Source organism: Streptomyces olivochromogenes (assembly GCF_021538895.1).
In the GTDB taxonomy this organism is placed as follows: Bacteria; Actinomycetota; Actinomycetes; order Streptomycetales; family Streptomycetaceae; genus Streptomyces; species Streptomyces olivochromogenes_A.
In genome coordinates this window covers 74,727-87,066 of sequence record NZ_JADDRL010000013.1, presented here as the reverse complement: position 1 = coordinate 87,066, position 12,340 = coordinate 74,727, and the positions used below count along the sequence as shown (strand labels likewise).

Sequence of the window (12,340 nt, the reverse complement as noted above, 5' to 3'; positions counted from 1 at the left end):
CCGGGGCAGGGAGTTGAGCCTTCGGTCCGTTGTGACCACAGGGCATAGCTCATCTCGTGAGGACTTCTAAGCCGAAAGCACGGCCGGAAACGTCCCCGCCGCGGTGAACGCGTCGGTGATCGGCGCGATGAGCGAGGCGAGACGGCGGGCACCCGCGGCGCCGATCGGCGCCCACAGCGCAGCGCAGTGCTCGTCCGTCTCCACCTCGATCCGCTCGCGCGCCGCGCTGCCGGCGTCGGTGACCGTGGCGTTGGAGTCGAGCCAGCCGCGCGCGGCGAGACGCGCCGTCGCCGCGGTCCACTCCTCGTCGTCCCACTGGCGGGTGGCCCGCGCGAGGGCCGTCGGGAGGCGGCCCGTAGTGGTGTGCAGAACGAGGCAGTCGCACGGCCCGAGACCGTTGTCGGCGAGTACGACGAGATGCGCGTCGCCCCGCCACTCGCGCGCCACTGTGATCTGCTGCCACAGCGCGAGGAGCGGATCGGCCGGAAGCGCGACCGACGCGTTGGCGGCGGCCAGCACCTTGCCGGCGTAGTCGGCACCGGCGAGGACCGGGTCGATCAGCGATCGCGCCTCGGACAGTTGGTCATCCGTGAGGTGCACGCGGACGCGCCGCATCGCCCGCCCGGCGGCCAGGAAGCGGGCGGCCTGCCACTGCTCGGGCGGCGCGGCGTCCCACACGTCCGCCATGGCCCGCACTGCCCGCGGGCTGAAGTTGTAGAAGGCGGCGAGCGTGACCTGCCACGGAACCGCGCCCATCGCGGCCGACCGGAAGGCGAGGTACGCCGGTCCGCGGTCGGTCACGCCGAGTTTGGCCGCCTCCTGGGCGCTTTCGGGGGCGAGATAGATGAACAGGTGGGCCGCGCTGACGGCGCGACTGACTTCGCGGACGGCATTCAGGTCCATCGGGCCGTCGCCGGGGCGGACGGAGTCGGGGAGTTCGTCGAGGTGCATCGCGGTGTTTTCTCCCGGGAGTTGGCAGTGCCGTCAGGCGGGGGTTTCGGCGGTGGCGATCAGTACCGCGCGGCCGAGGGTGTGGCCGGCCATGGTGAAGCCGAGGACGGCCGGGGTGGCGTCGGCGGGGACGCCGACGGAGGCGACGTCGAGGGCGTGCACCACGATGAAGTAGCGGTGCGGGCCGTGCCCGGACGGCGGGGCGGCGCCGATGTAGCGGGCCATGCGGGCGTCGTTGGGCAACTGGTAGGCGCCCTCGGGCAGCCCCGAGCCGGTGTCGTCGCCGGCGCCCTCGGGCAACTCGGTGACCGTGGCCGGGATGTCGGCGACCGCCCAGTGCCAGAACCCGGACCCGGTGGGAGCGTCGGGGTCATAGACGGTGACGGCGTAGCTCTCGGTGCCGTTCGGGGCGCCGCTCCAGGACAGCTGCGGGGACATGTCCTTCCCGCCGGGCAGGCCGGAGGCGTGCTGCTCGGGCGGCCAGGCGGCTCCGTCGGTGACGGTGGCGCTGACGACGGTGAAGGACGCCGCCTCGGGGAGGCGGGCGAAGGGGTCGGTGGCGTGCACGGCGATGTTCCTCTCAGGGCTGCGCGCGAGGGGGCGGGGGCGGTGGTGCGGCCGGTGATCGGCCGCGGAGTCGACGGAACAGCAGCGTCGACGACTCTCACCCACCGCTTAATCGACAGTAACACAAATAATCGATTATCTAGGAGATCGTCTATGCTGCGACCATGACTGGCACGCCTCACAACCCGGCCCCCTCCGGGAAGCAGATGCTCTCCGAGCAGGTCTACGCACACCTGTGGGACGCGATCATGCGCGGGGACCACGCCCCGGGCGACGCCCTCAAACCCCAGGACCTCGCCAGGGAACAGGGCGTGAGCCTGGCCGTCATGCGTGAGGCACTCGTGCGGCTGGTCGGCGAGGGGCTCGCCGACCGGCTGCCCAACCGCGGATTCGCGGTCCCGTCCTTCTCCGACCGCCGCTGGCAGGAGATCGCGGAGGCCCGCCGGACCATCGAACCGGTCGTACTGCGCATGTCCATCGAGCGCGGCGACGTCGACTGGGAGGCCCGCGTGCGGGCCGCCCACCATCGTCTGATGCGCACCCCGGCGTACGTACCGGACGAGGGCGAGTACTACAGCGGCGCTTGGTCCGAGGCCCACAGGGACTTCCACCGCACGCTGCTGGAGGGGTGCGGCAACCCGGCCCTGCTGGAGACCTTCGACCGGTTGTGGACCGCGAGCGAGCTGGCCCGCCGCTGGTCGTCCCGCCGCAACCCCGGCCGGGACGGCGCGACGGAACACCGCCAACTGGAAGAGGCGGCGCTGGCCCGCGACGCCGACACCGCAGCCGCGCTCCTGACGCGGCACCTCACCCTGACCGCAACTGCTCTGGCTGACGATTGAGGTCAGGCATCGTCCGCGAGACAGGGCTTCAGTAACGTCGAGTTCAGCAGGGCCGCTCCCCGATCATCTCGGCGGCCTTTTCGGCGATCATGATCGTGGGCGCGTTGGTGTTTCCGCTGGTGACAGTCGGCATGACCGAGGCGTCGACGACACGGAGTCGCTCGACCCCGTAGACCTCCAGATCCGAATTGACGACGGAGTCGTGTCCGGTTCCCATGGCACAGGTGCCCACTGGGTGGTACGCCGTGGCGCTCCATCTGCGGACGTGCTCTTCGAAAGCCGCGTCGCTCAGGCCGTCGAGACAGTCCAGGTCGTGACCGGTCGGCAGGTACGACCGCGCCAGGTATACGGCGAACGGTGCGCAGTGGGCGATGCCCATGACCGCTCTGAGTCCGGCGACCATGACCGACGCATCCGCGGGCACGTCGAAGTACCGGGGATCGATGAGCGGTGGGGCCATGGGATCAGCCGACGCGAGACGGACGGTGCCGCGAGTCTGCGGGTGCAGGGGGACGCAGTTCATCGTGAACACCGGCCGGTCAGGTGCTTCCTCACCGCTGAGAATGAGTGCCGTGGCCCCGCCCACCAGCTGGACGTCAGGACGGCCTTGGCCGTCCGTGACGTTGAGGAACGCGCCGACCTCGCCGTAGTTGGAGGCGAAGGGCCCGTCGCCGTGGGCGCGCCACCGTTCGAGGTTGCCCTCGGTGAGCAGGTCCCGGACGATGTCAGTGGAGTTCCGGGTCTCCCACACCACGGGAGTCATCAAGTGGTCCTGTAGGTTGTGCCCGACCCCGGGCAGGGGAACTCGCACATCTATCCCCACATCGTGCAGCTCGTCGGGATCGCCTATGCCCGACAGGAGCAGCAGCTGGGGCGAGTTGATGGATCCACCACAGAGCAGAATCTCCCTGTCGGCGTGGGCCGTCCACTCCTGTCCGTCCCGGCGATAGGTGACGCCGGTCGCGCGTGATCCGTTGAGGGTGATCCTTGTTCCCAGGGCGCTCGTGCGTACCGTGAGATTGGGTCGGCCGAGGGCCGGGCGCAGATAGGCGTCGGCCGTGGACCACCGTCGCCCGTGATGGCATGTCACCTGGTACAGGCCGGCGCCGATAGGAGACGCACCCGCGAAGTCGTCGTTGCGGTCCAGTCCCCATTCCACGGCGGCGTCCAGCCAGGACTGTGAGAGTTCGTGGGTGTAGACACGGTCCTCGACGTGCAGGGGTCCGTCCGAACCGTGGTAGGGCTCGCCGAGGCGGCGGTTCGACTCGGACTTCATGAAATAGGGCAGGACGTCGTCGTAGCCCCAGCCTTTCGCTCCGTGCTCGTCGCGCCAGCTGTCGTAGTCGTGCCGGTTGCCCCGGATGTAGATCATGACGTTGGTGGATGATGAGCCGCCCAGTGTCTTGCCCCGGGGCCAGGAGAAGGTGCGCCCCGGCTGGGGCTGCTCGACCGTCCGGTAGCTCCAGTCGGCATGCGACCCGAAGAGCATTCCGAGCGCGGCTGGGATGTGGATGAGTTCGTCGGTGTCGGGGCCGCCCGCTTCGAGGAGCAGCACGCGGACGCGTTCGTCGCGGCTCAGGCGGTCCGCGAGTACGCAACCGGCGCTGCCGGCGCCCACGATGACGTAGTCGAATCCTTCGGTTCCGGTGGAATTCATGCTGGTTCCCTCGCCCGGCAAGCATCCGTCGCCCGGACTCGCCCGAGCCGGGCGACGGAGGCCGGCTGTTGCATCAGGGGTGGTAGATCGACTGGAGTTGCTGGTATGCGAGAAGCCCCTCGGGCCCCAGTTCGCTGCCCAGTCCGCTGGCCTTCCTGCCCCCATAGGGGGAGGTGAGGTCGGGAAGATAGCCGTTGAGCCCGACGGTGCCGGTCCGCACACGGCGGGCCACCTGGGCACCATGGTCCAGGTCGGAGGTCCATACGGTGCCGGCGAGGCCGTAGGCCGACTCATTCGCCAGGCGCACGGCCTCCTCCTCACCGCCGTAGGGCGTGATCGTGAGGACCGGGCCGAAGATCTCTTCCTGCGCGATGGTCGATGCGTTCCCGACGTCGGCGAAAACGGTGGGTTCGACGAACCAGCCTCGATCGAGGCCGGGTGGCCGGCCTCCTCCGGTGGTGAGCCGAGCCCCTTCGTTGAGGCCGGTCTTGATGTAACGCAGGACCCGTTCGCGCTGGCGCTGGCTGACGAGGGGGCCGATCTGGGTGTCGGGGGCGAGCGCATCACCGACAACGGCGTCATGGGCCATCGCCGTACAGAACGCGACCACTTCCCGATACCTGCTGCGGGGGGCCAGGATCCGGGTACTCGCGTAACAGGTCTGACCGTTGTTCAGCAGACTGGCCATGAAGAACTGCTCTGCGTTCGCGGCGAGGTCGGCGTCGTCGAGAACGACGGCGGCGGACTTGCCTCCCAGTTCCAGGGTCACCGGCCGCAGCAACTCGGCGCATGCGGCAGCCACTTGGCGCCCGGCTCTGGTCGATCCGGTGAACGACACCTTGTCGACACCAGGATGGGAGACCAGATACGCGCCGGTGTCGCGGCCGCCCGGAACGATGTTGATCACGCCCTCGGGGATGCCCGCTTCCTCGACCGCCTCCGCCAGCAGCACCGAGTCGAGAACCGTCTCCTGAGCCGGCTTGAGAACGACCGTGCAACCGGCTGCCAGAGCCGGGGCCACCTTGAAGAAGGCGATGGTCTGAGGGAAGTTCCAGGTCATGATGGCGGCTACGACGCCTGCGGGTTCCCTGCGGACCAGGGTGGTGCCACGGGGCAGTCCGGTGCGCAATTCCTCGGACGTCATGCTGTCGGCCAGACCCGCGTAGTAGCGAAGCAGGGCTGACGGCACCACACCTTCGAAGGACCGGGCGACAGTGATCGGCATGCCGTTCTGCGCACTGACGGCTGCGGAGGTCGCCTCCGTCCTGGCGTCGAGCGCATCCGCGAGACGGATCATGGCGGCCGCGCGGTGGTCAGGGCCCCAGGAGGCCCAGCCGGTCGGTGCGTCGAATGCGATACGAGCGGCTCCGACCGCCCGGTCGATGTCGCCCTGGGAACCGTCCGGCACGGTACCGAGTTGATCGCCGGTACTCGCGGATGCGACGGTGATGACACGGTCGCCGGACGTGTGCACCCAGCGTCCGCCGATGAACAGATGGTTGGGATCCATGGTGAACTCTCCCCACGGCATGGCCTTGGGGCCACGACACTCCGTGGTGTTCGATACGTGGATGACCAGCGGGCACGGGGGTCCTCAGCGCGGCACACAGACCGCTGCCGGTCATGGCTTTCCTGCGCAGTGGCCCGGCGCGCCGAACCTGCGGGTGGGCCACATCTGCGACGCCCCTTGCGCCTGGTACCGGCCCTAAGGAGCGCTTTCACCGTTCAGAACTGAATAAATGCGACATTACACCCATCTGGGGTAACCTGTCACCAGATGGGCAGAATGGGAATGGAAATGCCACGGCTGCCGCCCAGCCCCGGTGCGTGACCTCGCACCATGAGCAGGACGCCTCAAGGAGAGGTGACACCTCATGAGGACATATGGCGGAGCCACGGCGGAAGAGCGCGCTTCGCTCCGCCGTCGGCGCCTCATGGAAAGCGGACTTGAACTCTTCTCCAGCCGGGGATACGCCCACACCTCCATCCGGGCGGTACTCCGCCACGCCGGACTGAAGGACAGGTACTTCGCGGAGAGCTTCACTTCCCTCGACGATCTCATGGCAGCACTCATGAGAGACATCTACGAGGAACAGATCACCCGGTGCGCCGACGCGATCGCCACGGACCGGCCGCTGCGCGACCGGGCTCGAGACGTGATCGACGCCGTCGTCGGGCTTTCTCTGGAAGACCCGAGAAAAGGGCGCGTCAAACTCGCGGAGTCCCTGGGGGCCGGTCCTCTCACGGCGCGCGAACGGCGTCTGGGCCTGCAGCGCATGAGCGGCCTCGTGAACTCCCTCCTGAAAGAAGGGCTGCATGATCCCCGGATCGACCCCACCACCCTGTCCGTGGCCGTCGTGGGCGCGGTCAGCGAGATGCTGCTGAGCTGGTTCAACGGAGAGCTGGGGATCTCAAGGGAGGAACTGGTGGACCAGGGCCTCCTCCTGTTCGAGGCCATCACCGAGCACACTTCGGCAACATCACGAGACTGACAGCCAGCCGCATCCACCGGCCTTGCGCCCCAGCCGCGGTGGCGCGCGCGAGGTCGGTTCGGTGACGGGAGGGCCTGGCGGACGAGGGTCCGGGGCCCAGGGGAGCCCAGCCAGATACCCAGGTTGGGGCTGGGGGCGGGGCCGGGGTGGAGGCCCTCGACGTGGTGGTGGCGGCCGGTTATGCGGAGGGACCGTTGCGTGCTCCACATGCCCAGAAGGCTCCTGCTCCCAGGCCGAGTTGGAGGCGGCCGCTGGTGAGGACGTCGAGGCTGGCGACGGTGGGATCGAAGGTGACGGTGCGGGTCTGGGCGGCCAGGTACGAGATGAGTGCCCAGGTGTCGCAGAACGCCTTCTGGTGGGGGTGGGGTGCGGTCTGCCGTGCCATCCGCCCGGTCGGCCGGGCGGATGGGGCGTCAGGATGGTGTGATGCCCATGCGTCCTACGGGTGCTGAGCGAGGAAGGTGGTGATGAGCTTCTGCCATTCCTCGGGGCGCTCGACCATGGGCAGGTGACCGGTGGGTATCTCCACGAGCTGGGCTCCGGGGATGCCATCGGCGATCTGGTGGTGCAGGCGGGTGGAGGTGAACCAGTCCTGGGTGGTGGAGATGACCAGGGTGGGCGCCTGGATGCGCGCCAGGTCGTCGCGGACGTCGGTCCGGCCGGCGAGTTCAGCGTGCTCGGGGGTGCCGTCGGCGACGGTGGCGGCCGTGAAGCCGATGGTCTGCTGGAGCTGCTCGTCCGGCGTCGCCTCCAGTGCGTCGGCGCCCATGGCCATCATCACCATGAACTCGGCCAGCAGTTCACGGTCGCCCGACTCGGCCAGCTTGCGCCAGATCGACGTGGCCAGAGCGAGCCGGTTGTCCCGGTAGGGGAGGGTCGCGGTCAGGACGAGGGCGGTGACGCGCTCGGGGTGGCGGGCGGCGGCGCGCATGGCGACGAGGCCGCCGAGGGAGTAGCCGGAGACGGCGAAGGTCTCCAGGCCCTCGGTGACGGCGGCGGCGACGAGCTGGTCGGCCAGGTCGTCCAGCGACAGCGGCGCGGTGGAGCGGGGGGTTTCGCCGCTGCCGGGGTAGTCGACGCCGACCACGGTGTGCTGGGCGGCCAGGCCCTGAAGGATCGGGCCATAGGTGTTGTCGATGCTGCTGCCGGCGCCGTGGGCGAGGGCGAGGCCGGGGCCGGAGCCCAGGACGGTGCGGGCGAAGGTGGCTTCGGGCAGGGCGTGTGCGGACATCAGTGGGTCATTCCTTCGCGAGTATTGTGATCAATTCGGGTGGGGACGCGTTGGGCAGATTGCGCTGCTGTTGCCAGGCGCGTATCCGTTCCAGCGCGGGCATGAGGCCCTGACCGTCGCCGGTGAGGGTGTAGGTGGCGGGGCCGGGCGGGAGTTGGGCGTGGGTGACCAGGCCCGCGTCGACCAGGTCCCGCAGCCGGTCGCTGAGCATCTTGGTGCTGATGGAGCCGATGGCCGCGAGCAGTTCGCCGTACCGGGCCGGGCGGGCGGCCAGGGTGTGCAGGATGATCCCGTTCCATTTCCGGCCCAGCACCGCGAACGCGGCGGCCAGGTCCGCATCCGCCGTCAGCGCGGGGATGGTGACGAGTGCCATCGGTTTCGGCTCCGTCTCGTGACGTACCGGTACGGGCACGCGTGGCTGCAGACTTCCGGGCGGGGCCGCGGCGGTCCGGACGTCAGGGCAGGAGGATGACCTTGCCCCGTGCGCGGCGGGCTTCGATGTCGGCGTGCGCCTGGGCGGCCTCGGCCAGCGGGTAGGTCCGCCGGACGGGGACATCGAGCCTGCCGACGGCGATGAGATCGGCCAGTCGCGGCAGGGCCTGCCAGAACCGGTCGGTCGAATCCGCGCCGGTGAAACGCACCCCGTGCTGCGCGGCGGACATGTCGGCAATCGTGATCACCCGGACCGCGTCGCCGACCAGAGCTATCGAGTCCGGCAGCACACCGGCGCCGGAGGCGTCGAAGACGTGGTCCACACCCTGCGGGGCGGCGGCCCGGACCCGCTCCACCCAGCCCCCGCCATATGCCACGGCAGTGGCACCGAGCGTGGTGAGGCGCTCGATGTCGTCCTCGCCGGCGGTGCCGACCACAGTGATGCCCCGGGAGACGGCCAGTTGGACGGCGATGGTGCCGACACTGCCGCCCGCACCGTGGATCAGCAGAGTGTCGCCTTCCCCGGCGCCCAGGTGATGCAGGCCGCGGTAGGCGGTCTCCCCCACAGTGACCAGGGCGGCGGCGATGTCGAAGGAGATCTCCTTGGGCTTGGCGAGCGGTTGGTCCAGCAGGGCGTATTCGCTGTAGCCGCCGACGGAGGCAGCGCCGAAGACCTCGTCGCCGACCGAAGCGGTGGCACCCTCGCCGACCTTGTCGACGACGCCGGCGACGTCCCAGCCCGGCAGCACCGGGAACTCGGCCGGGAAGACACCGTCCATCATCCCGGAGCGGATCTTCAGGTCGATCAAGTTGACGGCGACCGCCCGGACCTTGATCCGGACCTGGCCCGGACCCGGCTCTGGGGTGTCGACCTCGGTCAGGGTGAGAACGTCCGGGCTGCCGTAGCGGGAGTAGGTGATCGCGGTGGACATCGAGAACTCCAGGAAAGAAGGAGAGGGCACACACTGAATCACTCAGTTCGTGTGATTGCCTCTCTGGTGTATCACACAGCTCGTGTGAAATACGAAGTCGATGCGAGGTAACGTGCGTCACACGCCATGTGTGATTTCTGGGTAGGATGGGTCCCATGCCGTCCATGCCGCCCGTCCATCGCCGTCAGCCGAATCCGAGCAACCCCCGCGTGCAGCGCACCCGCGCCCGCATCCTGGCCGTCGCTCGTGAGCTGCTGCCCGAGGTCGGGCTGACCGGGCTGAGTACCGCGCTCCTGGCCGAACGGGCCGGTGTGACCCGCCAGACCCTGTACCGGCACTGGCCCAACCGCGCAGCCCTGCTCTCCGACGTCACTCTGCAAGGCCCCGACGTCGGCTACCCCGAACCCGGTACCGACGTACGCGCCGTCGCCACCGCCTGGATGATCAGCCTCCGCGCCGGTATCACCGTCCCCGCCACCCGCACCGCCGCGCTGGCCATAGCCGCCGAAGCCGACCACGACGCCGACAGCGCCCAGGCCATGGCCCGGATCATGGAGGACCGCCTCGCCGCACTGAACAAGCTCCTGGAGCCCTCCGGCCGACAGATCACCTCCGAGCAGTACACCCTGCTCTACGGCCCCCTCCTCGCCCGCCTCTTCTTCGACCGGGCCGAAGCCACCGACGAGTTCATCGACACCATCGTCACCCAGTGGCTCACCACCATCGGCCACACGCCCGCGGGGTCCTGAGGCACGGCCCATCCACGCATGGACCATCAGCAGCGATGCGTGATCCGGCTTCTGATCGGCCTTCCAGGGGCTGGCACAACGAGGTTCGTCACCTCTGACAGCCGTTTCCTGGGCGTGAGTTGAGCGTTCGACATGACGTGGGAGCGTCGCCGTGGATCGTGCCGGACGAGTTGTGGGACTGCTTGGAACCGCTGCTGCCCCAGCGGCAGCGCCGGTTCAGGTACCCGGGGCGGAAGCCGTTGCCGGACCGGGAGTTGCTGTGCGGGATCTTGTAAGTGCACGAGGTGCTGCTCGCCGAGCTCAACGCTGCAGCGCGGCTGGACCGGTCCCGGTGTGTGGTCGACTGGTCCCACGTCAGGGCGCCGAAAGGGGTTCCACACGGGCCCGCCGCCGGTCGACCGGGGCCGGGCCGGCTCGAAGCACCATGTGATCACCGACGGCCGCGGCATCCCACTCACTGTCTCGTTGACCGGCGGCAGCCGCAGCGACGTCACGCGGTTGCTGCCCCTGCTCGACACGATCCCGCCGGTCCGGGACCGGGTCGGACGGCCCCACCGCGGACCGGACTCCCTGTTCGCCGACCGCGGCTACGACCACGACGTCCACCGCGACCAGGTCCAGGCCCGCGGCATCGTGCCCGCCATCGCCCGTCGCGGAACCTGTTGCCCGATCACCCACCGACAACTCAACGCATCGTGTTGGCCCCCGTAAGGCGACTTCAGACATGAGCGCCCATGCAACCGCCCGTGCTTCGCATACTGACTGGCATGGCCACCTATGACTCAATCGGCGCTACGTACGCCCGGACGCGACAGCCTGATCCACGCATCGCCGCACAGATCAACGCTGCACTCGGTGACGTCACCGACGTGATCAACGTCGGAGCGGGTACTGGCTCGTACGAACCGCCGCAGACGGCCCTCGCGGTCGAACCCAGCCAGGTCATGATCGCCCAACGTCCATCCGGATCCGCGCCCGCCGTTCAGGCGGTCGCGGAACACCTCCCGCTGCGTGACAACGCCGCTGACGCCGTGATGGCCCTGCTGACCGTCCACCACTGGGCCGACCTCGCGGGCGGCATCCACGAACTGCGCAGGGTCGCCCGCCGCCGCATTGTCATCCTGACGTGGGACCAGCACATCTTCCGTGAACGGTTCTGGCTCGTCCGGGACTACCTCCCGGAGGCAGCCGCGTTCGATGACACCCGCGCCACGCCGACAGACCAGTTGGTGCACCTGCTCGGCGGAGCACGTGAGGTACCCGTCCAGATCCCCCATGACTGTGTGGACGGATTCGCCGCAGCATTCTGGCGCCGCCCCGGGGCGTACCTCGATCCCAAGGTGCGCGCGGGCATCTCCCTGCTTGCCCAGCCCGGAGAAGACGTCATCGCGCCTGGCCTGGCCCGACTCGCGGACGACCTGGCATCCGGCCACTGGCACGCACAACACGCCGATGTGCTCACGCTCGAAACCATCGACGTCGGATACCGGCTACTCGTCGCCGACCGCTGAGCCTCGTCGTCGACCGCCGACCTACGCACCCGCCGACCCCGCGGATTTCTCAACGCTCCCCGTCGCTCCGACCAACGCGAAAACCAGTGGAGCGGCGCCGCTGGGCGCCATTACCGTGCTGCCGCACCAAGTCGTCCAGGCAAGGACGTGCCGTTGTACACCCTGTGAGACCTCCCGAGAGCTGATTCGTCGCGCGTCGCGCATGTGCGCCGCGCTGCTTCTTGCTGCGGATTTCTCACTGAAACCGGTGTACTTCTGTGCTCAATCACTGGGTGATCGTGCCCACCTGCCTGCCGCTCGTTCTCCGCCGTTGCCACGCGTGCGCGTCCGAGCGCTTCCGGGCGAGCGGTAAGTTTCGCGTCAACGCGAACCACAAGCTCATCGACGCCTGGCTCCTCGTGCTCTGTACCGCTTGCGGGGAAACCGCAAAGCTCACGGTCCTGGAGCGGGTGAACGTGCGCTCCGTACGACCTGAGCTGCTGGACCGGCTGCATGACAACGACCCTGGCCTGACAGCCGAGTTGCTCCAGGATCCGGTCGTGCGGCGCCGTAATCGCATCGCCCTCGACTGGGACAACGCCTGGCGTCTCGACACCGGCGGATCGGATCACCTGGAACGCGAGGTGATCGACGTTTCGGTCCGCTTCGCGGCGCGGATACCTGTCCGACCGGTGCGCCTGATCGCCGAAGGTTGCGGTCTTTCGCGGGCCGAGGTCGAGCGACTGATCACGGAGGGGAAACTCGTCTCGGCAGTCCGGCTGAGCGGCAAGCTATCCAGCGACTTCACTTTCACGCTCAAGCGCTGAGCAAGTCCACCGTCAGGACGCCGCGTTGACCGGCGCTGTGGGAAGCCCAGCGCCAACTCACCCACGCCCAAGGGTTCTTGTGGAGCTGGAAAAGCCCCGCTGAGTCCATGCTCCGCCAACCTGAACCCGCCTGGGCTCGGCTGATGCTCAGTCAAACTCAGCCGACTATC

At 68.8% G+C, this 12,340-nt stretch carries 13 protein-coding genes and 1 pseudogene; 6 read left to right on the top strand and 8 right to left on the bottom strand.

What is annotated here, in order from left to right:
- Positions 1–66: 66 nt before the first annotated feature.
- Positions 67–951, bottom strand: coding sequence for an SCO6745 family protein (locus IPZ69_RS09000; RefSeq protein ID WP_235453485.1), 885 nt, complete (start codon positions 949–951; stop codon positions 67–69).
- A 33-nt stretch (positions 952–984) separates the two neighbouring features.
- Positions 985–1,518 (bottom strand): YbhB/YbcL family Raf kinase inhibitor-like protein, encoded by a 534-nt coding sequence (locus IPZ69_RS08995; protein ID WP_235453484.1) that lies wholly within the window; start codon positions 1,516–1,518, stop codon positions 985–987.
- Positions 1,519–1,682: 164 nt separating this feature from the next.
- Between IPZ69_RS08995 and IPZ69_RS08990 the strand changes: the two genes are divergently transcribed.
- Positions 1,683–2,360, top strand: coding sequence for a GntR family transcriptional regulator (locus tag IPZ69_RS08990; RefSeq protein WP_235453483.1), 678 nt, complete (start codon positions 1,683–1,685; stop codon positions 2,358–2,360).
- A gap of 43 nt (positions 2,361–2,403) precedes the next feature.
- Here the strand turns inward: IPZ69_RS08990 and IPZ69_RS08985 are convergent, their stop codons facing one another.
- Together IPZ69_RS08985 and IPZ69_RS08980 are read right to left on the bottom strand one after the other, a co-directional pair.
- On the bottom strand, positions 2,404–4,017 hold the full coding sequence (locus IPZ69_RS08985) for a GMC family oxidoreductase (protein WP_235453482.1): 1,614 nt from the start codon (positions 4,015–4,017) through the stop codon (positions 2,404–2,406).
- Between the two features lie 73 nt (positions 4,018–4,090).
- On the bottom strand, positions 4,091–5,527 hold the full coding sequence (locus tag IPZ69_RS08980) for an aldehyde dehydrogenase (protein WP_235453481.1): 1,437 nt from the start codon (positions 5,525–5,527) through the stop codon (positions 4,091–4,093).
- Between the two features lie 364 nt (positions 5,528–5,891).
- Between IPZ69_RS08980 and IPZ69_RS08975 the strand changes: the two genes are divergently transcribed.
- A complete protein-coding gene (locus tag IPZ69_RS08975) occupies positions 5,892–6,509 on the top strand; it encodes a TetR/AcrR family transcriptional regulator (RefSeq protein ID WP_235453480.1) in 618 nt (205 codons plus the stop codon).
- A 178-nt stretch (positions 6,510–6,687) separates the two neighbouring features.
- Here the strand turns inward: IPZ69_RS08975 and IPZ69_RS08970 are convergent, their stop codons facing one another.
- From IPZ69_RS08970 to IPZ69_RS08955, 4 genes are all read right to left on the bottom strand, one after another.
- Positions 6,688–6,894 (bottom strand): LLM class flavin-dependent oxidoreductase, encoded by a 207-nt coding sequence (locus tag IPZ69_RS08970; RefSeq protein WP_235453479.1) that lies wholly within the window; start codon positions 6,892–6,894, stop codon positions 6,688–6,690.
- A 54-nt stretch (positions 6,895–6,948) separates the two neighbouring features.
- Positions 6,949–7,740, bottom strand: a complete 792-nt coding sequence (locus tag IPZ69_RS08965) for an alpha/beta fold hydrolase (protein WP_235453478.1) — start codon at positions 7,738–7,740, stop codon at positions 6,949–6,951.
- Between the two features lie 7 nt (positions 7,741–7,747).
- Entirely contained in the window at positions 7,748–8,113 is a 366-nt protein-coding gene (locus IPZ69_RS08960; RefSeq protein ID WP_235453477.1) for a winged helix-turn-helix transcriptional regulator, read from the bottom strand.
- Positions 8,114–8,195: 82 nt separating this feature from the next.
- Positions 8,196–9,104 (bottom strand): NADP-dependent oxidoreductase, encoded by a 909-nt coding sequence (locus IPZ69_RS08955; protein WP_235453476.1) that lies wholly within the window; start codon positions 9,102–9,104, stop codon positions 8,196–8,198.
- A gap of 155 nt (positions 9,105–9,259) precedes the next feature.
- On the opposite strand from IPZ69_RS08955, the gene IPZ69_RS08950 reads away from it, so the two are divergent.
- The 4 genes and pseudogenes from IPZ69_RS08950 (at position 9,260) to IPZ69_RS08935 (ending at position 12,170) form a co-directional block, all read left to right on the top strand.
- A complete protein-coding gene (locus IPZ69_RS08950; RefSeq protein WP_235453475.1) occupies positions 9,260–9,853 on the top strand; it encodes a TetR/AcrR family transcriptional regulator in 594 nt (197 codons plus the stop codon).
- 137 nt (positions 9,854–9,990) lie between these two features.
- Positions 9,991–10,510: pseudogene (locus IPZ69_RS08945) on the top strand (transposase); the annotation flags it as partial.
- 110 nt (positions 10,511–10,620) lie between these two features.
- Positions 10,621–11,364: a class I SAM-dependent methyltransferase gene (locus IPZ69_RS08940; RefSeq protein WP_235453474.1), complete on the top strand. Its 744-nt coding sequence runs from the start codon at positions 10,621–10,623 to the stop codon at positions 11,362–11,364.
- A 257-nt stretch (positions 11,365–11,621) separates the two neighbouring features.
- Positions 11,622–12,170 (top strand): DUF1062 domain-containing protein, encoded by a 549-nt coding sequence (locus IPZ69_RS08935; protein WP_235453473.1) that lies wholly within the window; start codon positions 11,622–11,624, stop codon positions 12,168–12,170.
- The last annotated feature ends 170 nt before the right edge of the window (positions 12,171–12,340 follow it).